Source organism: Paenibacillus nicotianae (assembly GCF_042681745.1).
In the GTDB taxonomy this organism is placed as follows: domain Bacteria; phylum Bacillota; class Bacilli; order Paenibacillales; family Paenibacillaceae; genus Saccharibacillus; species Saccharibacillus nicotianae.
In genome coordinates this window covers 411,350-438,036 of the sequence record NZ_JBHUGF010000010.1, presented here as the reverse complement: position 1 = coordinate 438,036, position 26,687 = coordinate 411,350, and the positions used below count along the sequence as shown (strand labels likewise).

Here is a 26,687-nt window from a genome sequence, read left to right as displayed (position 1 = left end):
CTGGAATAAATTTTCACAAAAAAAGATCACCCTATAGAGGATGATCTTTCTAGCTATTATAAAGTTATGTATATAAGTATAAGTATCGAGTTTGCTGTTCTTTTATGAAGGCTATGTATTGCAAATTATAATAATTACTTGTTAGCGAGAGAACGCTCTATATTGATTCTACAACGACAAAAGAAGTAAAGGGTATAAAATATTATTTAAGCATGTATATGATGGTTAGAAGGTTCGGTGAGAGCTTTCTATATCATTATCGATTAACGTCTAAAGATTGCCCTAATCCAAATCGTGATTATCCCAAAACGATAAAAGATAGGTGTAATTTTGTCGAGACTCATATTCTGACTCTAATTCTAATTATATACCTATACTATGAATACTTATTACATCATAAGAAATTCAGAGTTAGATCATATATTACAGTACATTTTACATTGTTTTATTCTAAGTATATGCTTGTCTTTAGTACTATCCAATAATAAAGATATAAATAAATCATCACCCCTTCAAAGGAGCAGATAAATCATGAATCCAGAGCAAATGAAGAAACTGATGCAAGATGAGGATGTACAAGCAGTAATTCAAACGATGATGATGAATAACTTTAGTGAACAAAAGAAAAGTACACATCAAAAGTATAAACAACTTAATCAGTTTATAACGAAAGAACAAATTTTATTTGTAGGTTCTTCTTTAATGGAATGGTTCCCTAGCAATGAAATGCAACTGAATCTTAATTTACAGAAGATCATCTACAATCGAGGCATTGCAGGAAGTACAACGGCTGATCTTCTTGAAGTGATAGAAGATTGTATTTTTGCACTTGCTCCATCCAAAATATTTATTAATATCGGCTCAAATGATATTGGATCTATCGGACCTAATGGCTACCAAAAAGAAGTCCTTCTTACCAATTACAATACAATCATGGATCAAATCAAAGAACGATTACCTCAATGCGAAGTCTATGTAATGGCATACTACCCTGTGAATGGAGAAGCTGATTTCGGACTTGATCCTTCAATGAAAGCGGAGATGTTCGCTACACGTACTCGATCTAATATTGAGGAAGCTAATACTGCTATTGAAGAACTAGCTAGTCAACACCATTTTCACTTTATTAATGTAAATGCAGGATTAGCAGATGAGCATGGCAATTTAAAAGAAGAATTTTCGACTGATGGGATTCATATGTGGCCTAATGCTTATGCAGTTATTTTAGAAAACCTCAAACCGTATCTTTCGTAACATAAAAATAATAAAAAAGATCGCTTTACTCTCTATATTACATAAGAGCAAAGCGATCTTTTTTTGTATCATCTGTACATCTCATAATGCCGAGAACCGGAATCGAACCGGTACGGTAGTCACCTACCGCAGGATTTTAAGTCCTGTGCGTCTGCCAGTTCCGCCACCCCGGCACAGTAACCCTGCTTGAAGCTAAGGATTATACATGTGCTTCTTGTCTTTATGTACTGCTTGTATTACGTTATACTTATATCAAAAATATAAGTATGCCGAGGACCGGAATCGAACCGGTACGGTAGTCACCTACCGCAGGATTTTAAGTCCTGTGCGTCTGCCAGTTCCGCCACCCCGGCACATGTTGAGATGAATAAATTCATCTTCATGCCTGCTGACGATGTCACTTGCTGTGATTGTTTCGCCAACATTTAAGATCATACCATGCTAGATATCTAACTGTCAACACTTTGGATTCGATTTTATTTTTAGTTAATCAAACAGTCGATTTTCTAAGATATAATATCTATATTTTCAACAGAAATGTACTGCGGTAGTAATAAATTAAAACGAATAATCGTTCCATCTTGTCCACTGTTCATTTCAAATTCTCCATTCATCAAATGGATTAATTTTCGACTGATCGCTAGATTCAGACCGATACTACCGTATTGCTGATACCATGATATATCGTTAGCTTCTTTTAGCGAATCAAATAATTGTTCTAACGTTGTGATATCTACTGTCATATGAGAATTGTGTACAGTAATATCCAGTGATACATTGTTATCAGAATCAATTACAACTGTTGATGCTGCTAATGTTAATTGCCCTACTGAATTGAAACGCAACGCATTAAGTGTATTGATCAATATTTGTCTCAAACGTAACGCATCACCGTAAATCAATGGAAGTTCGCTTTGGTCTGTATTCATGTTCAATATAATTGGATTCTCGTCCAAAGGTGTACCCAGTGAAGTAACCACTTCGTTAATCGTATGCATCAGATCAAAAGGTTCTTGATCAATCTTCGTAGCTCCTTCTTCCATATGACTAAAACTCAAAATATCTTCTACCAAATTCAGCATCGACTGATTGCTGGATTCAATAATATCCATATAGACCTGTTGCTGTGGATCTATTTCTGAATCCATCATCAGATCCGCTACACCTACAATGTTGGTCATCGGTGTACGAATTTCATGTCCCATAATCGCTAAAAGGTTACGATTCACTTGTGCAGAGTTTTCTGCTTTTAGACGGGCTTGTTCTAGTTCGATTTCTTTTTGCTTCAGATCATTTACCATTTTCTCTAGCTCTACTACATATGCCAAAAAGATCGTCATCGTTTCTAACGTTTGGATATCAGCTTCACTGAATTTGTACGTATTGCGATCCAATGCACAAATCGTTCCATAAATACTACCATCTCGCAAACGTACCGGTAATCCTATAAAAGAACCACCACCAATAGAACGTGTCACGTCCATATGGCGTGTTAATTCATTTTCATTGGTATTCTCGATAATTAAAGGCTTATTTTGTTGAGGATTGGCATGATTAATAACTAGACTACAATAACTTAATTCCAGAGGAAGTATACTTCCTTCTTCTACAAGATGTTCATCACGGTTATAAGCTCGCATAATTACGTTATTTAAACCATCATTGCTAGCGATAAAAATAGTATTGATATGGATAAGTCCACCTATGATTTTGATAATATGGTCTGCCGCATCACCTACATTTTGATATAAAATGTTACTGATTGAAGAAGTATTCATTATGAACTCCACCGTCTTTCATTAAGAAAATATCAAGCATAGTTCTATATACCCAAATTACACTTAAATGTATTATATATTAAATTTAAAATAATGTATTGTGAATTTTTGTACTTTTTTCTGCTTATACAATATGTTTGTATACACATATCAAATCAGATAAAGTTTATATTTGTGATTCATCTGACGTCACAATGGTTTATTTCGATAACATAGCCTTTATATTTATTTACAAATAAGTTCAATATCTATGATGTCGAAAATAGCTAGATAGACGAAAGGATGACTTCATAATGAGTAAACCGGATGAGTACAAAAACCATGAAGAACGCGGAGCAGGTGTAGATCCTATACCAGATCCAGACTCTAATAAAAATCAATCAGCAGAAAATCTGTTAGAAGAAGCAGTCAGCGAATCGGTAGACAAAGTGAAAGATGATTTCAGCAAAGATTCTAAAAAAGACTCCTCTTCTAAAGATTCTTCTCATCAATAAAAATACTTCTGATTCTTTTGAACTACTTGATCAGGGATAAAGCTTGGAGGTAATACGCTATGAAATTTATTCTAATTGTCGTGATTGTTGTGCTGTTAGTTATGTTATTTATGCGACGTAGAAAAAGATAAACTAATATTTATAAAAAAAGACCCTTACAGATGTAAGGGTCTTTTTCTAATGGGCCCAGAGGGACTCGAACCCCCGACCAACCGGTTATGAGCCGGTAGCTCTAACCAACTGAGCTATAGGCCCGCATCTCCAAAAGAACGATTTCAATTGGAATGTAATATAAACAGCGACTCAATTAATATACCGTATTTCACTATTTCACGTCAAGTTAATTTTCTGCCTGTTCTATAGAAACACTTACTGCAATTTATCATTATCCTTTTTTATTTTATAACATATGTATTTTTGATCAAAACATAAGGATACACTGTAAAAGTATACCCTTATATTTATACAAATGTGTTTATTCTAGTTGGCGACTACTGGAATCTAGCTCTATTTATTTTCCAAAAGCAGATGGATCTTCACGCCATGAACGCAATAGTTCCAAATCTTCTGCTGGAATTTTGCCCAATTCTACTGCTTTATCGATTAATGCACCGTAGTTAGAGAGGGTCTGTAATGGTAAGTTTGCTTCTGCAAATGCTTGTGTAGCTTTATCTAATTGATAACTAAAAATCGCTAGTACTGCTAATGGATCAGCCCCTACTTCGCGCACAGCTTCTGCCGCTTTGATCGAACTGCCTCCTGTTGAAATCAAATCTTCGATTACAATCACTTTTTGCCCAGACTGAATGACTCCTTCGATCTGATTGTGTTTACCATGTCCTTTGGCTTTATCGCGAATATAAGCCATTGGTAAATCTAACTTTTGCGCTACCCAGGCAGCATGAGGAATACCTGCGGTTGCTGTGCCTGCGATGACTTCTGTATCTGGATATTGTTCACGAATAATCATAGCAAACGCATCTGCTATCTGATCACGTATGTACGGATAGGACATTGTCAGACGGTTATCGCAATAAATAGGTGATTTGATACCGGATGTCCATGTAAAAGGCTCCTGTGGACTTAAAGCTACTGCTTCAATCTGTAGTAATGCAGATGCAATATGAGCTGGAATCTCTTCAATCGTTAACATGTAAACTCATCTCCTCTATAATCTGTTCTGTCGCTTCTCTAGGATCATGTGCCCCGGTAATTGGACGACCTACTACCAAATAGTCACTCCCACCAGCTATCGCTTGTCCTGGCGTTAATATACGTGTCTGATCACCTATATCACTACCAGCCGGACGTACACCCGGAGTAATAGTAGCAAATGATGTTCCGCATGCTTGCTGAATCATCGACACTTCTAACGGAGAGCAGACTACTCCACCCAGACCGCTTTGCTGTGCCAAGCGTGCATAATGAACAACAGCATATTCCACTGTTCCCTGAATACCGATTTCCTGATTCATGACTTGCTGTGATGTACTGGTTAACTGAGTCACTGCAATTAACAAAGGGCGTTGTAAGCTAGTATCTGCTGTTAGTGCAGACTCCATTCCTTCTACTGCCGCTTCCATCATTTTGCGACCACCTGACGCATGCACATTAAAAAGATCGACTCCCAGTCTGGTGATGCTATGAGCTCCACCTTTAACAGTATTCGGAATATCATGCATTTTCAAATCTAAAAAAACCGAGTATCCTTTTGATTTTAACTCACGAATAAAATCAGGTCCTGCGCTATAAAATAATTGCATGCCTACTTTGAGTGTACATGGGATACCTTGAAGATGTTCGATAATTACTCGTGCTTCTTCTACATTAGGATAATCAAGCGCTACAATCAAGCGCTTAGCTATCGCTGGAGAGATCGAATGTGTCAACTGTTGTACCTCCTTGAAAATCATACTTATTATAGCTACGAATATATGACTATACGTTGTATACAAACCGATTATACGCACACAAATGACGGCGGACACTAGAATGATCCGCCGTACTTTAGTTTTGTGTGAGGTGGTCATTACTTTTAGCTCAGAATAGTTTCCTGATCTTCCAGTTGACCGACTACGATATTGTTAACAACATCTTTTGTAGGATTTGCAGTTACAGTGTTCGTCAAAGACGGCATAGCGTAAGAAGAGAAGTTAATCGTATCTAGCATTGTTAACAAAGCTTCGACCGTATCAAGTGATGTCATACATACCACACCATTTTCTACAGCTTCACGGCGGATACGGAATCCGTCACGAGCAGGCGTTTTCCCTTTAGTAAAGGTATTGACTACAAAGTTGGCTTGTCCACTGCGGATAAGATCCAGAATGTTCGGCACACCTTCTGTTAACTTATGAATTACTGTTACTTTGATTCCTGCTTCTTCTAATGCTTTTGCTGTACCACTGGTAGCAATAATTTTGTATCCTAGACGGTAAAATCCTTTTAACAAGCGAACAGCTTCTGGCTTGTCTTTGTCTGCTACCGTTGCAATCAAGGCTCCAGTTGCTGGAATTTTCATCCCTGCACCGATTAAGCCTTTGTATAGAGCTTTAGCATACAATAGATCGCGTCCCATGACTTCACCTGTCGATTTCATTTCAGGGCCTAATGTAGGCTCTACGCGGCGTAATTTAGCAAAAGAGAACACTGGCACTTTGACCGAGATATATTCGCTTTCTTTCCACAATCCTTCGCTATATCCCAAATCTTTGAGCTTAATGCCTAGAATCGCTTGTGTAGCAATCTTCGCCATTGGAATATCAGTTACTTTACTCAAGAAAGGCACTGTGCGTGAAGAACGTGGGTTCACTTCAATCACATAGACTTCATTTTGGAAAATAACGAATTGGATATTCACCAAGCCGACAGTTTTTAGTTCTTTCGCTGTGCGGATCGTGATATCGACTACTTTTTGCTTCAATTCTTCAGACAGATGTTGTGGAGGATACACTGCAATCGAGTCACCGGAGTGAACGCCTGCGCGTTCGATATGTTCCATAATGCCCGGTACAACGACTGTTTCGCCATCACAGATCGCATCAACTTCCACTTCTTTACCTAGCATATAACGGTCAATCAATACTGGATGCTCAGGATTTACTTTGACTGCTTCTGCCATATAGAGCAATAGTTCTTCATCCGAGTATACAATTTCCATTGCACGTCCACCAAGTACATAAGAAGGACGAACCAGTACCGGATAACCTAATTTTTGCGCTGTTTCTACCGCTTCATCTATCGATAGTACTGTGCTACCTTCAGGCTGAGAAATATTCAAGCGAGACAGTAAAGCTTCGAACTTTTTGCGGTCTTCTGCTTCATCAATACTTGCCAAGCTAGTTCCTAGAATCTTAACACCTGCTTTGCTTAATGGAGCTGCAAGGTTAATCGCTGTTTGTCCACCGAACTGTACAATAACTCCGATCGGATTTTCCTGTTCGATAACATTCATTACATCTTCAAAAAACAATGGTTCAAAGTATAAACGGTCTGATGTATTAAAATCGGTCGAAACCGTTTCAGGGTTGTTGTTAATAATGACTGCTTCATACCCAGACTCTTGAATAGCCCATACTGCATGCACAGTTGAATAATCGAACTCGATCCCTTGACCAATACGGATTGGCCCCGAACCAAGCACCACGATTTTTTCTTTAGGGCTTTCGATCACTTCATTTTCAGTCTCAAAGGTAGAGTAATAATACGGTGTAGTCGCTTCAAATTCTGCGGCACAAGTATCTACCATTTTGAATACAGGCATCATATTATTTTCTTTACGATATGCACGAATATGATGTTCGTTATTAAATGGATCTTCTGGGTGATTGATACTGCGCAGTTCCGCAATCGAACGATCTGTAAATCCAAGACGTTTCGCCATATACAATGTATCATCACTCAATGTATCTTCTGATGAAAGTACAGACTCATACGCGACAATACGTTCAATTTTGTCTAGGAACCACCAGTCGATATTGGTGAGTTGTTGAATCTGCTCCAAGCTATAGCCGCGACGGAATGCTTCTGCGACCAAGAATAGACGCTCATCATCTGCTTTGATTAGACGCTCATCTAATACACTATCTTCGATATGCTCTGCATCTTTTAGATGGATACGATGAACACCGATTTCAAGCGAGCGTACTGCTTTGTGAATTGCTTCTTCAAATGTACGGCCAATCGCCATCACTTCGCCTGTTGCTTTCATCTGTGTACCTAATTTACGGTTAGCACTGATAAATTTATCAAATGGCCAGCGCGGGATTTTAGCAACGATATAATCTAGTGTTGGTTCAAAGCAAGCGTATGTTTGTCCTGTTACAGGATTGACGATTTCATCTAACGTATAACCCATTGCAATCTTCGCTGCCATTTTCGCAATCGGATAGCCTGTTGCTTTGGAAGCAAGTGCAGACGAGCGACTTACACGCGGATTTACTTCGATCACATAGTATTGGTAACTTTGCGGATCAAGGGCAAACTGTACGTTACATCCACCTTCAATATTTAGAGCGCGAATAATTTTAAGAGATGCAGAGCGTAGCATTTGATATTCACGATCAGAAAGGGTCTGACTAGGTGCAACTACGATACTATCACCGGTATGCACACCTACTGGATCAAAGTTCTCCATGTTGCAGACTACGATACAGTTATCATTAGCATCGCGCATAACTTCATACTCGACTTCTTTCATCCCTGCGATACTTTTCTCTACCAGACATTGTCCGATCGGGCTATAACGAATACCCGCTTGTACCGTTTCACGTAATTCTTCTTCATTGATACAGATACCACCACCTGTACCTCCCAATGTATAAGCAGGACGAACAATGATTGGATATCCGATTTCATTTGCAAATACTAATGATTCTTCAAGTGTAGTTACAATCACACTATCAGGAACAGGTTGATCCAATTCACGCATCAAGTCGCGGAACAGATCACGATCTTCCGCTTTTTCGATCGATTCTAATTGAGTTCCTAGTAACTTCACATTTTCGCTTTCCAGTACACCTGCACGTGCTAATTCTACAGCCATATTCAAGCCTGTTTGTCCACCCAATGTAGGCAGTAGACCATCAGGACGTTCTTGGCGAATAATTTGAGTCACAAATTCAAGTGTGATTGGCTCGATATAGACTTTATCTGCCATGTTGGTATCTGTCATGATTGTTGCAGGGTTGCTGTTGATGAGTACAACTTCTACCCCTTCTTCTTTCAATGCCTGACAAGCTTGCGTACCTGCATAGTCAAATTCAGCAGCTTGACCGATAACAATAGGTCCGGAACCAATTACAAGTATTTTTTTAAGTTCATTATTTTTGGGCATATCAGTTAGCTCCTTTCACAGCAGCCATCATTTCGGCTTGACGCGTTTTTTGAGGATGTTGTGCTTTATATTCACGAATCATCGTTAGAAATTGATCGAATAGATAGCCATTATCAAAAGGCCCTGGTGCTGCTTCTGGATGATATTGTACAGAAAATGCTGGATAAGTCTTATGCTTTAATCCTTCTATCGTTTTATCATTGTTATTGATATGAGTAACTTCAAGTTCTGTTCCTTCAATAGAAGATTCTTTCACTGTATATCCATGATTTTGCGATGTAATATAGCAACGTCCTGTTTGCAAATCTTTGACAGGATGGTTACCACCACGATGTCCGAATTTCAATTTGTCTGTATCTGCTCCGCAAGCCAAAGCGAACAACTGGTGTCCTAGACAAATACCGAAGATTGGATATTCGCCAAGTAATTCTTCAATCACTTTTACCGCAGCAGGTACATCTTTGGGATCTCCTGGCCCGTTAGATAATTGAATACCGTCTGGATGTAAGCGGCGAATCTGTTCTGCTGTCGTATCTTGAGGTACGACCACAACATCACAACCGCGTTGAGATAACTCACGTACAATCCCTGTTTTTGCGCCGTAATCGATAAGTACGATACGCTCTTTGGGTCCAGGACTTGTATAAATATGAGAAGTAGAAGTATGACTTACCTGATTGGTAGCCGATACGCTACTATTTAGACGCTCCATCAATTCTTCAGTCGATAACGAACCGCTTGTCAAAATGCCTCTCATCGTTCCTTGATGACGAATACGACGTGTTAACATGCGTGTATCTATATCGCTGATTCCGATAATGCCATGTTCACGTAGCAATTCATCAATTGTGTATTGAGCACGCCAGTTACTAGGTACAGGCTCATGTCTACGAACAACGAATCCATTAATATACGGACGAACCGATTCAAAGTCATCACGATTAATACCATAATTTCCGATCAGCGGATAAGTCATTGTTACGATCTGTCCACAGTACGAAGGATCAGACAGTACCTCCTGGTAACCGGTGATTCCGGTATTGAATACAACTTCTCCAGTGGTTTCGCCTTCTGCTCCGAAACTACGGCCTGTAAATAATGTTCCGTCCTCTAATAACAATTTTGCCTGCATCCCGTTTCACTCCTCTATCTATCTTAAAAGTTAGTTATAATCAAATGAATATTTATATCACTTTTCGGTATATTTATGCTTTAGAAGCCGTAGCTTCCTGCGACCAAACGACTTGACCGTCTACGATCGTTGTCTGTGGCCAACCTTGTAATGTCCAGTTGGTAAATGGGGTATTTTTTCCTTTTGTTGCAAATGTAGCTGGATCAACTGTTTGCTTTGTTTCCAGATCGATTAATGTGATATCTGCTGGAGCACCTTGCTCTAAGCGTCCTGTTGCTAAGCGGAATACTTTAGCTGGATCAGATGTCATTCGATCTACAAGCATTTGTAATGACCAGCGTCCTGTTTGAACAAATTTGGTATATAACAATGGAAATGCTGTTTCAAATCCAACGATTCCAAACGGTGCTAATTCCATTCCTTTTGCTTTTTCTTCTTCACTATGAGGCGCATGATCAGTCACAATGATATCGATTGTTCTATCTTCTACTGCTTGAATACAAGCTTCTACATCGCGTGGTGTACGTAGAGGTGGATTCATTTTCCAGTTGGCATCCATACCGGGAATATCTTCATCGGATAAGATCAAATGATGCGGGCATACCTCTGCGGTTACTTTGATCCCAATCGATTTGGCTAAGCGAATCAAGCGAATCGATTGTTCTGTACTTACATGACACACATGATAATGAACACCTGTTGCTTCAGCGAGCAAAATGTCGCGTCCTACGTGGATTGCTTCAGATTCGTTCGGAATCCCTTTCAGACCATGTTTGCGAGCAAATTCTCCTTCACTTACTGATGCTCCAACCACCAATGAATCATCTTCACAGTGTGCAATAACCGGCATATCCATCGAAGCGGCAAGTGCCATAGCATTTTTCATCATTTGTGCATTTTGTACGCCTACTCCGTCATCCGTGAATCCGATAGCACCCGCTTGTTTGAGCGCTGCGAAATCTGTTAATTCGCGTCCTAACTCGTTGACTGTAATAGCTGCGTAAGGAAGAACTTTGACACTCCCTGCTTCTGCCGCTTTGTCCAGTACCAATTTTACTACATCGGCATTGTCTGTAACCGGTCGTGTATTTGGCATACAAGCGATAGTGGTAAATCCACCTTTGGCTGCTGAAGCAGTTCCGGTTGCTATCGTTTCTTTGTGCTCAAAACCAGGCTCTCGTAAGTGTACATGCATATCGATCAATCCGGGAGTCACTAACTTGCCTGTAGCGTCGATCTCTGTGACTTCTTTACCTGATCCATACTGTTCAAGCAAGTCTGATGTGCTTTGCTCTCCTGCAAAAATGTGTGCGATTTGGCTATCTTCTACCCATATATGTTTGATTTCCAGCTCGTTATTTCCGTTCAATACGTTTGCGTTTTTGATAAAAAGTGTCATTGTTAACCTCCGAAATTGTATTGTTGATTATCGTAGTGCTTAGTTACGTAAGGCTCTTTCAATAACAGCCATCCGAATCGGTACACCATTTTGCATTTGTGGGAAAATTTTTGATTTAGGACTTTCCACCAGTGCATCATCGATCTCAACATTACGATTGACTGGAGCCGGGTGCATAATAATGGCATGTTGTTTCATCCGGGCAGCTCTTTCTTCGGTCAATCCATATTGCAGGCGATATTCTTCTGCTGACTTGAGTATGCCTACAGCATGGCGTTCCAATTGCACTCTTAACATCATCACTACATCTGCTTGTAACGCTTCTTCCATACTGATATAAGAAACCTCTCCGATATCATCAGCACGCATATTGTCTGGTGCACAGAAGCTTACTTTTGCACCCATTGTCTGTAAAGCCCAGAGATTTGAGCGTGCTACACGACTATGCAAAATGTCACCTACAATCGCTACATGCAGACCTTTTAACTCGCCAAATTCTTGACGCATCGTGTACAGATCAAGCAATCCTTGTGTCGGATGCTCATTGTTGCCATCACCGGCATTGATAAGCGGTACATTTACTTTTTCAGCTAATTCTTGCAATACTCCTGAAGGTTTCAAGCGAATGATTCCTGCATCAATTCCCATACTTTCCAGTGTACGAACAGTATCGTAAATCGATTCGCCTTTTTCTACGCTTGATACTGCGGAAGTGAAGTTAAGCACTTCTGCGCCCAAGCGCTTTTCAGCCATTTCAAAAGAAAAACGTGTACGTGTACTATTCTCAAAAAACATATTCGCGACAAAGCGTGATTGTAAAACAGATACTTGCTTCTCTGTATGTGCATCCCAGTAAGCAGCGCGATCTAGTATTGAAACTAACTCCGGTTGACTCATACCTTTGAGACCGAGCAGACTGCGTTGTTTGACTGTAGTGTTTGTCATAATCATGCAGTCACCTCACGATGTTGCATAATATTCACTTGGTCGCTACCATCGATTTCACTTAGTCTTACTTCGATTTCTTCGAGCTTAGATGTCGGTACGTTTTTGCCAATATAATCCGGTCGAATCGGAAGTTCACGATGTCCGCGATCAGCTAGGACTGCTAATTGAATCATTTCTGGTCTTCCACAATCCATCAGCGCATCCATAGCCGCTCTAATAGTTCTACCTGTGTACAGTACATCATCGAACAAAATAATTTTTTTGTTACGAATCGTTAGATTAGCAGGTGTTAGCATCGTACTACTATTTATACCTGTAGAACGTCCATTGTCTTGATCATCACGATATCCGGTAATATCCAGCTCACCGAAAGGAACAGGTTTACCTTCAATTTCTTGAATACGTTCTGCGATCCGTTGTGCGAGATAAATACCTCGTGTACGAATCCCGATCAAAATACAATCTTCAATTCCTTTATTTTTCTCCAAAATCTCATGTGCAATACGTGTAAGTGCGCGGCGGATTGCTGTCTCATCCATGATAATGCGAGTCTCTGTATTCATTATCGTTAGCCTCCTCAGGTTCTGTACACCCTGGGCCCCGTGGTCAACATCATAACGCGTGTCTGGTTCATCCTATTTTCTGACTCTATTGCTCGTTCTTCGGTCAGGGTATAAAAAAGACTCCCTGCCCTAAAACGGCAAGGAGTCTGTAGTCATAGACACACGTCATGACAGTCATACTCAGACGCACTGTAGTATGCACCACTCCACACAGAGGGTGTCCTACAGTGAACATCGTTCACGTTACCTTGCCAGTCTCACGGGACTGAATTAAAGGTGCTTATTCATCTGAAATGAATTATGACAGAAACAACAGTGACTGTCAACTGCACAACTTACCGTGGGATGATGAAGAAATGGTTATATAGTTGTAAAAGAATAGTTATACTTTGTTTCAATAATCATAATTATACAATATATACGAATAAATATCCACAATTATAAGTAAATATATCATTTTAATCATTTTTTATTCATAAATTATTCATCATACTCTTTTAACGATTATAAAGTGATTTCTGTTTTTACATATTTATAGATACAAAAAAGAAGCCAATCTGATGATCAGACTGACTTCCGAAATAGATATATTTATTAACGATTACGTAGGGATAATAATACTTGTTCCAGATCATCTGGTATCGGCGCTTGAAACTCTAAATATTCACCTGTAGTAGGATGAATAAAACCGAGTACAGCCGCATGAAGTGCTTGTCCGTCCAGTGTAGAAGCTTTGGCTCTTACACGTCCATACATAGGATCAGCAACCAACGGATGATCAATAAATTTCATATGCACACGTATTTGGTGAGTACGTCCTGTTTCCAGACGAAGTTCTACCAATGTAAAATCACCAAAACGTTCTGTCACGACAAAATGAGTAACAGCATGCTTACTGTTCTTTTCTGTAACGGTAAACATTTTACGATTCTGTGGAGAGCGACCAATAGGTGCATCAATCGTACCTTGATCATGTTCGATATTACCATGAACCAGTGCAATATATTTACGAGTAACGGTATGATTTTTGAGCTGTTCCGATAATGAAGCATGAGCTTTATCATTTTTGGCAGCCATCAATAATCCTGTTGTATCTTTATCGATACGGTGCACAATACCTGGACGCACTTCGCCATTAATACCGGATAAGTCTTTGCAATGATACATCAAAGCATTAACCATCGTATCGGAAGAATGACCTACTGCAGGATGGACAACCATACCACGAGGCTTATTAATGACAATTACATCTGAATCTTCATAGACGATATCAAGCGGAATATCCTGTGCTTCGATTGCTACAGTAGCCAAACTTGGAAGTTGAACGATAATCTGTTCATTTTCCAGCAATTTATGATTAGCTTTGATAACTTTGCCATCTACTGTTACTAAGCCATCGGTTATCCATTGTTGTACTTGAGAACGTGAAAATCCTTCTGGCAATAAATCTGTAATATATTTATCGATACGTGTTTTAGCATCTTCTACAGCAATCGTCCATTCCATTACTTGAACAGAACCGATTTCTGTCTCATCTTCGCCTGTTTCTTCCGCATGTTCTAGATCAGGTAATTCTTGCTCTACCCAGTCCTTATCTTGAATTCCATTCAACTCTGATTTGTCTTGCTTACTCACTAAACATTCTCCTCTTCATGACCGGCAGTTTGTTTCTTCTGACGGCTCATATCCAGCAGTGCGTCTATAATAATCAATGCAACCCCAACGACAATACAAGAATCAGCTACATTGAAAATCGGAAACGTATAACTGCCAAAGTTAAATTGTAAAAAGTCCACCACTTCACCCATACGTGCGCGATCAATAAAATTACCAATCGCTCCACCCAAAACAAGTGATAAAGCAACAGGCAATAATTTATCCGGTTGTGATTTCACTTTTTGGATATACCATATAATCGCAACAACGACTATTAACGTAATCACGACAAAAAACCAACGTTGATTTTGCAAAATACCAAAAGCAGCGCCTTGATTACGGTGGGAAGTAATCAAAAAGAAATTGCCGATCACTGAAATCTGATCTCCTCGTTCCATTCCAGTAGCGATCCAGTATTTGGTTAACTGATCTACAATAATCGCTATAATTGCAATCACATAATATATCACAATAATCCTCCACCCTATTGATATCTCATCCATATGCTTAGTACGACAACCTCACTAAACATAGCTTTGTTTATTGTAGCACAGCCTAGAATCAGCCGTCTATTGAGAACCTTTATAATAAAAAAACATGAGTATCATCTCACTACTATCAAAGTAGATCTATGATACCCATGCTTATATTAGATCAGATATCTCTATTACTTGATCTTAGCTTTTGTTACGAAATACGGATACCTACATTTTGTCCCATCAATTCCACTTGCTCCATACCTTCTTCATTAGCAAATGCCACCTCGTTAACCAGTACATTTTCACGAAGTACATGATCAAATGTTTGGATGGCTTGACGAAGATCATCGTTTACAGACAACGTTAAATTCACGTATTTTTCGATAGGTAGATCTAGTTTTTTACGATAGTCTTGAACAGCACGTACAATCTCACGTACCCATCCTTCTTGCTCAAGTTCAGGTGTTACATCTGTATTGAGTGCAACTGTTAGACCATACCCTGAAGCTGAAGCAAAACCAGACTTCGCTTTTTTCTCAACTAATAATTCTTCATTCGTCACTTGTAGTTCTTCACCTTCTGGAGAAAGAATATGCAAGAATCCATCTTCCACCACTTTGCGTGTTTCTTCTACAGACATACCTTTGAAGAAGTTTTGCAAGAAGCCTACGTTTTTGCCGTATTTTTTACCGGCTACTTTAAGGTTTAATTTAAGCGTAAAGTCTACAAATCCAGAATCATCGGTTTCGGTATGGATACCTTTCACGTTGATCTCGTCTTTGATGATAGCTTCATAGCTGGTCAAATCAAAATCTCTGTCGAGCGAAACGATCAATTCAGATAACGGTTGACGTGTTTTGAGACCTGTTTCATTACGTACATTACGCGCTAGTTCTACAATACGACGAGCTGTTTCCATATCGCGCTCTAGCTCAAGATCGATCAAATCTTCATTAGCAATAGGATAATCATCCATATGCACACTTTCACCACTGCTAAGGTTGAGATAGATATCTTCTGCTAACATCGGTGTGAATGGTGCAATCAGCTTAGCTGTTGTTAATAACACTTCTGTTAATGTACGGTAAGCATCTAATTTATCTTCGGTTAGACCACTACCCCAGAAACGGTCACGTGAACGACGGATATACCAGTTACTCAACTCATCTACAAAAGCTTCGATCGCTTTGGAAGCATTTAAGAAATCATTTACAGCAAGTCCTTTTTCCACTTGTTTGATTAAGCTGTTCAGACGAGATAGAATCCAACGATCTAATTTATGCTCTGACGGTTGGAAAGGATGTTCTGCTGGATCGAATCCATCAATCGTTGCATACAATGTCATAAAGGCATGTGTATTCACAAGTGTATCCACCATTTTGGATTTCGCTTCACCGACAATACCTTTCGAGAAACGTTTACTGTTCCACGGTGCACTATCCGATAACAATGCCCAACGGAACGCATCTGTTCCATATTCATCGATAACTTCCCACGGATCAATCACGTTACCTTTAGACTTGGACATTTTCTGTCCTTGTTCATCTAATACATGCCCTGTAGCCATAACTGCTTTGTAAGGTGCTTTGCCTGTGATTAGTGTAGATACAGCAAGTAGACTGTAGAACCAACCACGAGTCTGATCGATACCTTCACAGATCATATCTGCCGGGAATTGCTCCTGGAATGTGTCTTGATTTTCAAAAGGATAATGTTGTTGTGCAAATGGCATCGAACCACTATCAAACCATACATCAATGACTTCTGGTGTACGGAACATCTCATATTTACCACATGAACTGCGTACTTTGATATCATCTACATATGGTTTGTGTAGTTCGATATTTTCAGGCACATCACCAATTGCACGCTCGCGGAGTTCAGCGATACTATGTGGTGCAAATTGTTCGCCTGTTTCTGCACATACCCACACGTTAAGCGGTGTACCCCAATAACGATCACGACTGATATTCCAGTCCACTAAATCTTCCAAAAATTTACCAAAACGTCCATCACGGATATGACCTGGATACCAGTCAACTTCTTTATTGTTAGCGATCAATTGTTCTTTGACAGCTGTTGTCTGGATAAACCAGCTATCCATTGCATAGTATAAAAGTGGTGTATCACAACGCCAGCAGAATGGATACGTATGCTCATATCTTTCTTTGCTGAACAAACGATCTTTTTCAGATAACAAACGTACGATATCGATATCGCAATCTTTAACAAAACGTCCTGCAAAATCTGTCACTTCTGCTACAAATTTACCTTCTAGATCCACCATATTCACAAAGCTGATTCCATTTTCACGACATACACGATAATCATCTTCACCATGAGCTGGCGCCATATGAACAATACCTGTACCACTTGCATCGGTAACAAAGTCTGCTCCTAGAATGATATTCGCTTTTTCTGCTGTAAAATAGTTAAATGGCGGAGCATACGTTTTGCCAACTAATTCTGCACCTTTTAATGTGCTAAGCACTTCATATTCGCCTTTGCCATCTTTCATTACATCGTCTACTAGATTTTTGGCAACGATATAGACACTTCCATCTTGACTCACACGTACATAATCCATATCAGGATTAACCGCTAACGCTACATGAGAAGGTAATGTCCAAGGTGTAGTTGTCCAAGCCAGTACATATTCACCACTGTCATCAAGTTTGAATTTGGCTGTTGCGCTCAAATCTTTGACATCTTTATATCCTTGAGCAACTTCATGAGAACTCAGTGTGGTCTGACAATCAGGACAATACGGGCTTACGCGGTGTCCACGATACAATAGTCCTTTATCATGGATCGTGGCAAGATTGTTCCATACACTTTCAATATAGTTATTTTCAAGTGTTACATACGGATGATCCATATCTGTCCAATATCCAATCCCAGATGTAAGATCACGCCATTGTTGCTCATATTCGAATACACTTGCTTTACATTCTTGAATAAATTTCTCTACACCGTACTCTTCGATTTCATGTTTGTGAGAGATTCCTAATTTTTTCTGAACACCTAGTTCAACAGGAAGACCATGTGTATCCCATCCTGCTTTACGAACAACACGGTATCCTTTCATTGTCTGGTAACGACCTACAAAGTCCTTGATTACGCGTCCTAAAACGTGACCGATATGAGGCTTACCATTTGCTGTTGGTGGACCTTCATAAAAAACAAAATTAGGCTTGCCTTCCCGATTCTGAATCGAACGTTGGAATGTATTTTCCTCATTCCATTTATTTAAAATCCGTAAATCACGTGTACGTGCTTTTTCTTTGACATCGACTCTTTGCATAATTTTGTCATCCTTCCCCATCTATTAATATAGAATGCACTTCAACTATCCCGTATAAAAACATCAAAAAACCCCATCCCAGAAAGGGACGAGGTTGCTCGCGTTACCACCCTTGTTTCACTTCGACCCTTAATTGTAAAATACAAAACGAAAATCAGTACAGATACTGTTCTCGCGTTATATAAAGGTGAAGTGACACCTTAGATCCGCACAAATGATGCGGTGCCTCTGTAACGGTTGGCACTCCGGCTCGGCTTACTACATTATGGTTCAGCCTTGCTTCTCCAGGGGGATATTCTATCATACGATGTTCATTGGCTTGCACCAACCGCCAACTCTCTGTGAACACAATGTATGATGTACTGACCCTATCAATGAATGTTGATGTTCATATTTATATTCGTTTACACGAACGGATTGAAATAAAGTTATAAAATATTTATAGCGCTTTAGACTATAAATGTCAACTTAGAACCTGTAATCTTAGTACAAATCACCTGAACTATGCTGTTCTTCATTGTCGCGATCTCGTTCACGATCTCTGTCTCTATCGCGGTCACGGTCGCGATCTTCCAGACGATCTCTTTCACGATCACGTTCGTTACTTGTGCGTTGAAGTTCACGCGTTTGATTTTCCAAAGCATCCCATCCGTCTTGGCTGAGTAACTCTAATTGAGCTTCTACTAGCGTACGGAAACGTGTGCGATAAATAGAAGCTTGTTTTTTAAGTTCTTCTACTTCCATCGACACTTTGCGAGATTTGGATAAAGACTCATTGATAATACGATCCGCATTTTTCTCGGATTCTTTAATAATCAATTGAGCTTCTTTTTTGGCATTGTTACGAACTTCATCTGCCGCTTCTTGAGCAACAATAATCGTTTTGCTCAAAGTATCTTCCAGATTAGCAAAATGATCCAGACGTTCTTGAATAGACATCAACTGACTTTGCAGTTCTTTGTTTTCACGAATCGCCCCTTCATAATCTTTGATCACTTGATCTAGAAATTCGTTTACTTCGTCTTCGTCATAACCACGCAAACGACGCGAGAATTCCTTATTATGTATATCCAGCGGGGTTAATGGCATGTTGGACACCTCCTGTAATGTTTAGGCCGTTGAATTGCCTCGTTATTGCTATGATACTTCATTTCGACGGATAAGGATATATCCCTGCTAAAGACGTTAAAAAATAAATAAATTTGCTCTATATTCATGATTTAAATAGCAACTTAATCTATTCTTTATCAAACAAATTTACCTACTTTGACTCGGTATCTTCCTTTTTTTGTAATCCCATCCATTTCTAATACTTTAAAGCGGCCTAACCCCTGAATAGAAATCATATCGCCTTGTTGCAAAGCATGAGAAGGATTTTCTTCGACTTTCCAATTTACACGACAACGCCCTGCTTTGATTGGCACCAATATTTTACTACGGCTTAATCGGTATACATCACTGGCTATCCCATCTAAGCGTAAAGAAGCTACCGTTAGCTCCATCGATTGCAATTCTGGAGTAGCTACCTGTAATTCAGCAATTGGTAAAATCTCAGTCATCACATGTAAGCGATGAACTTGCGTTAAATTTAGATGCAAATAAGAAGCAATCTCAGACGATACCACCGTATGACAACCATCCGCCAACGCGTGGATATCTCCAATTTTACCTCGCTTGATACCGAGTCCCAAAATAGACCCCATATAATCGCCATGTTCCAAATCAGCGAATTTACGCCCTTCTGGCGTGATCGATAATACTGATAAATTCATATCTTCGTTATCCAAATCCATATAATCCGGCGCAATGAGAGCACGTTTACGTTCTGAATGTTCTGATCCTCCATCCAAACGAATATGCACATCTAGATTACGAGCAGCGAGAATATTCAGAATATAAGCTTGACGTGGATCTAAAAAATCGGTCAGCTTTAGCTCATGATAACGGGCTGCGTTATCGATCCACTCCGCAGCCCGTTCCACAAACTCTCGCTCATCTGGATGAAAATGATGATAAATATTGCTTTGCATGATGTTGTTCATACCTTTCATATTTAGAGCAAGTGTAATTGATTGTTTGTTACAAGATAATAAAAATTAATAAATAAGACTTCTTAACAAGAAGATTAATCCGCTAAATGCTAATTGTAATACGAACAAAGCTACAATCGGAGATATATCAATTGCTCCCATAATCGGTGGTATAAAGCGACGGAAAGGAGCAAGATAAGGTTCTACTAATCGTGCCAAAATTTGCCCGAAAGAACTTTCACGTGCACTAGGCAACCAGGACAGCAAAATATAAATAATAATCATATACGTGTAGATTCGATATAGAGCATTTAAAACTGCAAAAGCCGTTTCCAAAATTGCGTCACCTCATCTTGTTATATTCGTAATCTTCGCCTAAAATTTCAGCGATAGTGCCTTCAATTTCGACGGTATCCGGTGTACACAGAAAAATGTTGCCCCCGATTTTTGAAATACTGCCTCCAAGTGCATAGACGGTACCGCTCATAAAATCAATAATACGTGTCGCTTGATCGATACGAACACGCTGTAAATTGACGATAACGGATCGGTGAGATCGCAAATGGTCTGCAATATCTTGAGCTTCATCATAACTGCGTGGCTCATTCAAAATCACTTTTACATTTTTCTGAGAATGAATACTCACTACATTGCTGGCTCTATTGTTCTTACGTAATTCTGTGCCAGAGGTTTCACGAGGTTCTTCATCATCATCCATAATCTGTTCACGCTCAACAATTTCCTCTTCTTCTTGAAGTCCTAAGAAGTTCATAAAGCGATTCATTACACCCATCGTTAATCCTCCTCTTTACCTACTAATATGGAACCAAGTCGCACAAATGTTGCGCCTTCTTGAATAGCAATTTCAAAATCACCCGACATGCCCATAGACAAATGTGTAAGTGGATTTGTAGTTAATCCACGATTATTGATATTATCTTTTAATTCACGAAGTCCTCGAAATACAGGACGTGTCATTTCTGCATCATCGACTTCTGGAGCCATTGTCATCAAACCAACTACTTCTAGATTGGAGAATGAGGCTATACTTTCAAAAAATGAATCGACTTGTTCCGGTGGTAACCCGTATTTGGATTCTTCACCAGAGATATTAACTTGTACTAATACTTTAACACGAATATCCATAGAACTTGCTTTTTTTTGTATTTCTTTTGCCAGTGATAAGCGATCTAACGAATGAATATATTCAAACTTGCCAATCACATCTTTGACTTTATTGGTTTGCAAGTGACCGATAAAATGCCACACACCGCGTTCATGTAATTGATTCCATTTATCTTCAGCATTTTGCCAACGATTTTCCCCTAGATGTAATAAGCCTGCATCTAGCACTTCAGCCGTTTTGGCAACAGAAACGTATTTAGTTACAGCGACCAACTGAATATCTTCACGTTTGCGTCCACTTCGTTCACATACTTGATGTATTCGTTCTTCTACTTGCTCTATTCGTTCTTGTAATCCCAACTGTCTTTCACTCCGTTTCTATACCTATCCAACTCGCCATTCTGCCGGTTGTTCCTCCGTCAGCTCGATACGAGAAAAAAAGATCGTGGTTACGGTAAGTACACCAATTACTCATTTCGATATGGTTCGCAGATATTCCTGCAAAAATCATGAATTGTCGATTTAATTGTTTGAGGTCTAGCCAGGTTTTACCATTATCACCCGGACGGGCATAAAGAGGTTGTTCACCATTACCCATTAACTTACTTTTCCAAACGTTTACCGCATCCATTACTTTATTATCCACTTCATAACTTTCACCACCGATAGAAGGACCAATCGCAGTATGGATATCAGATATAACACTTCCATATTGCGTTCTCATCGCTTCGATCATTTCGCCTGCAATGTTAGCGACTGTCCCTTTCCAACCTGCATGAGCAAGCCCTACGACTTGTTTTACCGGGTCTATAAAGTAAAGTGGTACGCAGTCTGCATAAAATGAAGTTAATAAGATACCTGGTATATTAGTGATTAATCCATCGGTATTTTGAAAAGCACTTTCTCGATCTAACCATCCTTTGCCTGCATGTTCGGCTGTAACGATCTCTATATGATTACTATGTACCTGTTCACCAGATACCCAGTGAGTATAATCAAACTTTAATTCATCGCATAATAGTTTGCGATTTTGCAATACATCTTCCGGCTGATCTTCCACATGGTATGCCAAATTAAACGAATCATAGGGCGCTTGACTGACTCCGCCTTTACGTCCGGTGAATCCTGCTGTGATTTTATGACTATATGCCGAAGTATCTAACTCAAATAATTCAGGTCCGCTATTTATCGTACGACTTATAAACTTTTCCATCTATACACCCCATATTAAAACCAGATATTTTGACTAAAATGATGACTTTATTTTACTTGGATCATCCTATTATTCAACGTTTCACGTATCTTTTCAACTTACACTTCTTTGAAGATGATAAATGTATATTGAGCTAAAAAGGTATTCAAATGAAAAAGACCTGTTTTCCGCAGAAAACAAGCCCTCTCGCATTGTTATTATATCACCGTTACCTAATCGTTTTTGTGACGAGAACGATTGCGTAGGAATGTTGGAATATCCAACTGATCTCCGCTCGGTTGTGTTGTATTTGTATTGTTGTACGGACGTGATGTCGGCGCTTTGTCTTCTACATTGGTTGGTGCAGGTGTAGATTCATCGACAGGCTGAGACGGACGACGTACTGGTGGCAATGGTTGTGCCGGTTTGTGTTCAAATCCTGTTGCGATAACAGTGACTTTGATCTCTTCTTTGAGGTCTTCATCAATAATCGCACCGAAGATCATATTTACTTCTGGATCAGAAGCTGAAATAACGATCTCTGCTGCTTCATTGACTTCATACAACGAAAGATTGTTACCACCAGTGATATTCATAATCACACCACGTGCGCCTTCGATTGAAGTTTCAAGTAGTGGACTCATAATCGCTTTACGTGCTGCTTCTGCTGCACGATTTTCCCCTGTAGCTTCACCAATACCCATCAAAGCTGAACCACGTTCAGTCATGATTGTTTTTACATCGGCAAAGTCAAGGTTGATTAGTCCTGGTACAGCAATTAGATCAGAGATACCTTGTACAGCTTGACGCAATACATTATCTGCTTCGCGGAAAGCTTCTAACATAGGTGTCTTTTTATCTACAATTTCAAGCAAGCGATCATTAGGAATAACGATCAATGTATCTACTTTTTCTTTCAAACCTTCGATACCTAGCTCTGCTTGTGAAAAACGCTTACGTCCTTCAAATGTAAATGGACGTGTTACCACACCTACTGTTAATGCGCCACATTCTCTAGCGATTTCAGCAATAACTGGTGCTGCACCTGTTCCTGTTCCGCCACCCATACCAGCAGTAACGAACACCATATCTGCACCTTTAAGAGTACTCATGATCAGGTCACGAGATTCTTCAGCCGCTTTTTTACCTACATCTGGATTAGCTCCTGCACCCAAACCACGTGTCAGTTTATCACCGATTTGCAATTTGTGTTCAGATTTAGCTAAATGCAATGCTTGAGCATCTGTATTAACTGTTATAAATTCCACGCCTTGAACACCATTCTCAATCATACGGTTAACAGCATTACTTCCGCCGCCACCTACACCGATGACTTTGATCTGGGCTAGGCTTTCCATTTCGAAATCAAATTCTAACATACTTTCCCATCTCCCCCTCGTTGTCCATGAATAGCTTGTTCCAATGTAATATTGAACTCTAGCTTATATAAACTCACTGAACATATTTTTTAACCGTTCAATCAAGCCCGGCTTGGCACTGCTTTCCGGGGTCGAGGTTGTTTTGTTACGTGCTGGTGCTTTTTTGTTAGCTCCAGCCGTGCTTCCACCACCACGGATATTGCGGATGACATTGTACAAAATGCCTACCCCGCTTGTATAAGCAGGATCACGTACACCAATATAATCAGGAACTGCTATTCTTACAGAAGCTGCCAGTTCTTCGCGAGCCACTTCCAAAACGCCCGGCATTGAAACTGTTCCTCCTGTCAGTATATAACCACCAGCAAGCTCTTGATAACCGAGTCTTGTGACTTCTTGACGAATCAGTTGAAAAATTTCTTGTACACGAGGCTCAATAATGGCTGCTAAATCTTGCTGTGTAAATTCTTTGTCTACGTTACTGCCAATACGCATAACTTTGAATACCACATCAGATGCAGCGTCATCGATCAAAGCACAACCATATTTCAGTTTTACTTTTTCAGCGTGCTCTGTTAATGTGCGTAATCCATAAGCGATATCGTTAGTTACAAATTCTCCACCAATCGGTAAAGTCGATGTCGCTTTGAGCGAACCTTCTTCAAAAATCGCAATGGTAGATGAACCTGCACCAATATCGACTAGAATCGATCCCATAGACTTTTCATCTTTAGACAAAGCCAATTGGCCTGCACCTAATGAAATCAATACGAGATCTTTGATACGCAAATCTGCTTTTTCTACACAACGAAGAAGATTATGGATAGAAGTTTTGGCACCTGTAATAATAGTCGCTTCTACTTCTAGACGAACACCAATCATTCCGCGCGGGTCTTGTATTCCTTCTAACCCATCTACCACGTATTGTTTAGCAACAACGTCAATAATTTCCCGTTCTGGTGGCAGAGCGATTACTTCTGCCGCTTTTAATACACGTTCGATATCTTCTTCACCAATCTCACGATCTTCATTGGATACGGCAACTACTCCGTGGCTCGTTTGAAGTCCGATATGATTGCCTGAAATACCAACGATAACTTCAGATATCTGAATGCCGACCATACGCTCAGCATGATCAACAGCACTACGGATGGATTGCACAGTTTGATCAATATCTACGATCGCGCCTTTGCGAATTCCTTCCGAGTCGGCAGATCCAACTCCAATAATATTAAAGGTTCCATTGTTGATTTCCCCGATAATAGCACGAACTTTGGATGTACCGATGTCCAAACTAACAATGATGTCATTGTTGCTCAAGCCCTAGGCACCTCCCGCTATCCTGTAATAAAAACGGTGTATTCGAATATTTTAGAATCACACCATTATGTGTTGGAAATTGAATTTCCGAAATAAATTGTTTCCCAAAATTGCTCTCTACATTAATATTCAACATTATCGATGCTTTCCCTCTTTTTTCTCCAAACTTTTTGAACACTGGTTTGCATTATAAAAAGGTTGAAGAAAAAACGATCAGGTAGGCTATTTTCACCGTAAATTTTTAAAAGTTTACAAAACTTTAATATCTACAACTTTCATTCTAGCATCTTTCGGTCATTGCAGAAAGTATTGTATCTATATGATTTTACAAAACGTTCGCATTTCCTGATAACAAAAGGCTAAATCTTACGGTGCAACTTCCTGATCTGCTACATCTTCCGGGTTGAAAGGCGTATAGGCATCTGCTTCAAGCATCGTAATTACACCTGGCGGCTGAGTCTCTATGACCTGATTCAAATACTCTACTTTATCTGCCAAAAGTGACACACTTGTGATCACTTCAAAGCGAGAACGTGTATAGATTTTGATCCGGTCTGGAAACGAAGGCGTTGGTGAAGGGCTAATCTCCGAAATATCAGAAGACAACTCATTAGGAATCGTTCCTAACACTTTGCATAATTGTACTTTCTGAGCTTCGAAATCAGACCATCCTGTCAGCACCGGCTTTTCAACAGCTACTCCGCGTGTATCAGCTCTTACCAAAGCTCCACTTTGCAAAATAGCTGTAAGTTCTCCTGAATCTTGCAGTTCATAAGCGACTACAGGATATTCTTTTATGGTCACATCAATTTGACCTGGAAAATGCTTGATTACTTCTGCATCTTGTATCGAACTGATCGTTAATAATCGTTTTTCGATAGTTGTCGCAGATATACCAAAAAAGGCATTTCCTTTCGCCAAGCCACTTACATTTAACAAATCGGTTTTGGCTGTAAACGTATTTCCTTTAAACGTGATCTGAGATATTTTACCGATAGGCGAAAACCAAAATACGATTCCGATTACGACTAAAAGGATCAGCGACAATAAAATAATCAATCGCGTTTTACGAGTTATTTTTGAGTTAAAGGAAGGTCTCCGATTGCCAGCCGGTTTGTTATTTGGAATAACAGTTAATTTTTGCTTTACCATAGCGATCTCCACAAATCTTTTTTAGGTTTTATTCAATATAGTCTTGTTGTACCAACTGAATTCAGTCATCCACTTGTCTGAAATAAAGTCTTTGTCATTATATCATGCAGAATGCTGAATACCTAAATGTGCTTTGGCTACGGTTTG

21 protein-coding genes, 3 tRNA genes, 1 pseudogene and 1 other annotated feature are annotated in these 26,687 nt (G+C 39.5%); of the genes and pseudogenes, 2 read left to right on the top strand and 23 right to left on the bottom strand.

Annotation, left to right across the window (positions count from 1 at the left end):
- The first annotated feature begins 531 nt into the window (after nucleotides 1-531).
- Nucleotides 532-1,254 carry an SGNH/GDSL hydrolase family protein gene (locus tag ACFSGI_RS06155; protein WP_204823294.1) on the top strand — a complete coding sequence of 241 codons (723 nt, stop codon included), beginning with the start codon at nucleotides 532-534 and terminating at the stop codon, nucleotides 1,252-1,254.
- Between the two features lie 87 nt (nucleotides 1,255-1,341).
- Here ACFSGI_RS06155 and ACFSGI_RS06150 read toward each other — a convergent pair.
- The 3 genes from ACFSGI_RS06150 to ACFSGI_RS06140 form a co-directional block, all read right to left on the bottom strand.
- A tRNA-Leu gene (locus ACFSGI_RS06150) sits at nucleotides 1,342-1,427 on the bottom strand.
- 94 nt (nucleotides 1,428-1,521) lie between these two features.
- A tRNA-Leu gene (locus tag ACFSGI_RS06145) sits at nucleotides 1,522-1,607 on the bottom strand.
- A 153-nt stretch (nucleotides 1,608-1,760) separates the two neighbouring features.
- Nucleotides 1,761-3,032 carry a GAF domain-containing sensor histidine kinase gene (locus ACFSGI_RS06140; protein ID WP_204823293.1) on the bottom strand — a complete coding sequence of 424 codons (1,272 nt, stop codon included), beginning with the start codon at nucleotides 3,030-3,032 and terminating at the stop codon, nucleotides 1,761-1,763.
- 293 nt (nucleotides 3,033-3,325) lie between these two features.
- Between ACFSGI_RS06140 and ACFSGI_RS06135 the strand changes: the two genes are divergently transcribed.
- The gene (locus tag ACFSGI_RS06135; RefSeq protein WP_204823292.1) at nucleotides 3,326-3,526 is read left to right on the top strand and encodes a hypothetical protein; all 201 of its coding nucleotides are present in this window, start codon (nucleotides 3,326-3,328) and stop codon (nucleotides 3,524-3,526) included.
- Nucleotides 3,527-3,707: 181 nt separating this feature from the next.
- On the opposite strand, the gene ACFSGI_RS06130 is transcribed toward ACFSGI_RS06135, so the two are convergent.
- The 20 genes and pseudogenes from ACFSGI_RS06130 to ACFSGI_RS06035 form a co-directional block, all read right to left on the bottom strand.
- A tRNA-Ile gene (locus ACFSGI_RS06130) sits at nucleotides 3,708-3,781 on the bottom strand.
- A 256-nt stretch (nucleotides 3,782-4,037) separates the two neighbouring features.
- Nucleotides 4,038-4,679: an orotate phosphoribosyltransferase gene (pyrE, locus tag ACFSGI_RS06125; RefSeq protein WP_204823291.1), complete on the bottom strand. Its 642-nt coding sequence runs from the start codon at nucleotides 4,677-4,679 to the stop codon at nucleotides 4,038-4,040.
- Complete coding sequence (pyrF, locus tag ACFSGI_RS06120) at nucleotides 4,666-5,415, bottom strand: orotidine-5'-phosphate decarboxylase (RefSeq protein ID WP_379282705.1); 750 nt, start codon at nucleotides 5,413-5,415, stop codon at nucleotides 4,666-4,668. Before pyrF ends, pyrE begins: the two co-directional genes overlap by 14 nt.
- A 146-nt stretch (nucleotides 5,416-5,561) precedes the next feature.
- On the bottom strand, nucleotides 5,562-8,861 hold the full coding sequence (gene carB / locus ACFSGI_RS06115; RefSeq protein ID WP_204823290.1) for a carbamoyl-phosphate synthase large subunit: 3,300 nt from the start codon (nucleotides 8,859-8,861) through the stop codon (nucleotides 5,562-5,564).
- A gap of 1 nt (nucleotide 8,862) precedes the next feature.
- A complete protein-coding gene (carA, locus tag ACFSGI_RS06110) occupies nucleotides 8,863-9,993 on the bottom strand; it encodes a glutamine-hydrolyzing carbamoyl-phosphate synthase small subunit (protein WP_204823289.1) in 1,131 nt (376 codons plus the stop codon).
- Between the two features lie 73 nt (nucleotides 9,994-10,066).
- Nucleotides 10,067-11,392, bottom strand: coding sequence for a dihydroorotase (locus ACFSGI_RS06105; RefSeq protein ID WP_204823288.1), 1,326 nt, complete (start codon nucleotides 11,390-11,392; stop codon nucleotides 10,067-10,069).
- Nucleotides 11,393-11,431: 39 nt separating this feature from the next.
- Nucleotides 11,432-12,337, bottom strand: a complete 906-nt coding sequence (locus ACFSGI_RS06100) for an aspartate carbamoyltransferase catalytic subunit (protein WP_465264550.1) — start codon at nucleotides 12,335-12,337, stop codon at nucleotides 11,432-11,434.
- Nucleotides 12,338-12,339: 2 nt separating this feature from the next.
- On the bottom strand, nucleotides 12,340-12,903 hold the full coding sequence (gene pyrR, locus ACFSGI_RS06095; protein WP_204823286.1) for a bifunctional pyr operon transcriptional regulator/uracil phosphoribosyltransferase PyrR: 564 nt from the start codon (nucleotides 12,901-12,903) through the stop codon (nucleotides 12,340-12,342).
- A gap of 594 nt (nucleotides 12,904-13,497) precedes the next feature.
- Nucleotides 13,498-14,409 (bottom strand): RluA family pseudouridine synthase, encoded by a 912-nt coding sequence (locus tag ACFSGI_RS06090; RefSeq protein WP_204824919.1) that lies wholly within the window; start codon nucleotides 14,407-14,409, stop codon nucleotides 13,498-13,500.
- Nucleotides 14,410-14,537: 128 nt separating this feature from the next.
- Entirely contained in the window at nucleotides 14,538-15,029 is a 492-nt protein-coding gene (gene lspA, locus ACFSGI_RS06085; protein ID WP_204823285.1) for a signal peptidase II, read from the bottom strand.
- A gap of 217 nt (nucleotides 15,030-15,246) precedes the next feature.
- A complete protein-coding gene (ileS, locus tag ACFSGI_RS06080; protein WP_204823284.1) occupies nucleotides 15,247-18,342 on the bottom strand; it encodes an isoleucine--tRNA ligase in 3,096 nt (1,031 codons plus the stop codon).
- Between the two features lie 81 nt (nucleotides 18,343-18,423).
- Nucleotides 18,424-18,726, bottom strand: a binding site (T-box leader).
- A gap of 201 nt (nucleotides 18,727-18,927) precedes the next feature.
- Nucleotides 18,928-19,431, bottom strand: a pseudogene (locus ACFSGI_RS06075) (DivIVA domain-containing protein); the annotation flags it as partial.
- A gap of 158 nt (nucleotides 19,432-19,589) precedes the next feature.
- Nucleotides 19,590-20,372 (bottom strand): YlmH family RNA-binding protein, encoded by a 783-nt coding sequence (locus ACFSGI_RS06070; RefSeq protein WP_204823283.1) that lies wholly within the window; start codon nucleotides 20,370-20,372, stop codon nucleotides 19,590-19,592.
- 66 nt (nucleotides 20,373-20,438) lie between these two features.
- Nucleotides 20,439-20,711: a YggT family protein gene (locus ACFSGI_RS06065; protein ID WP_371748221.1), complete on the bottom strand. Its 273-nt coding sequence runs from the start codon at nucleotides 20,709-20,711 to the stop codon at nucleotides 20,439-20,441.
- Nucleotides 20,712-20,715: 4 nt separating this feature from the next.
- Entirely contained in the window at nucleotides 20,716-21,165 is a 450-nt protein-coding gene (locus ACFSGI_RS06060) for a cell division protein SepF (protein ID WP_204823282.1), read from the bottom strand.
- Between the two features lie 2 nt (nucleotides 21,166-21,167).
- On the bottom strand, nucleotides 21,168-21,857 hold the full coding sequence (locus ACFSGI_RS06055; protein WP_204823281.1) for a YggS family pyridoxal phosphate-dependent enzyme: 690 nt from the start codon (nucleotides 21,855-21,857) through the stop codon (nucleotides 21,168-21,170).
- Nucleotides 21,858-21,864: 7 nt separating this feature from the next.
- Nucleotides 21,865-22,710 (bottom strand): peptidoglycan editing factor PgeF, encoded by an 846-nt coding sequence (gene pgeF, locus ACFSGI_RS06050; protein ID WP_204823280.1) that lies wholly within the window; start codon nucleotides 22,708-22,710, stop codon nucleotides 21,865-21,867.
- A gap of 212 nt (nucleotides 22,711-22,922) precedes the next feature.
- Nucleotides 22,923-24,068 carry a cell division protein FtsZ gene (gene ftsZ, locus ACFSGI_RS06045; protein ID WP_204823279.1) on the bottom strand — a complete coding sequence of 382 codons (1,146 nt, stop codon included), beginning with the start codon at nucleotides 24,066-24,068 and terminating at the stop codon, nucleotides 22,923-22,925.
- Nucleotides 24,069-24,131: 63 nt separating this feature from the next.
- Nucleotides 24,132-25,388, bottom strand: a complete 1,257-nt coding sequence (gene ftsA, locus ACFSGI_RS06040) for a cell division protein FtsA (protein ID WP_204823278.1) — start codon at nucleotides 25,386-25,388, stop codon at nucleotides 24,132-24,134.
- 366 nt (nucleotides 25,389-25,754) lie between these two features.
- The gene (locus tag ACFSGI_RS06035) at nucleotides 25,755-26,540 is read right to left on the bottom strand and encodes a cell division protein FtsQ/DivIB (RefSeq protein WP_204823277.1); all 786 of its coding nucleotides are present in this window, start codon (nucleotides 26,538-26,540) and stop codon (nucleotides 25,755-25,757) included.
- Nucleotides 26,541-26,687: the final 147 nt, after the last annotated feature.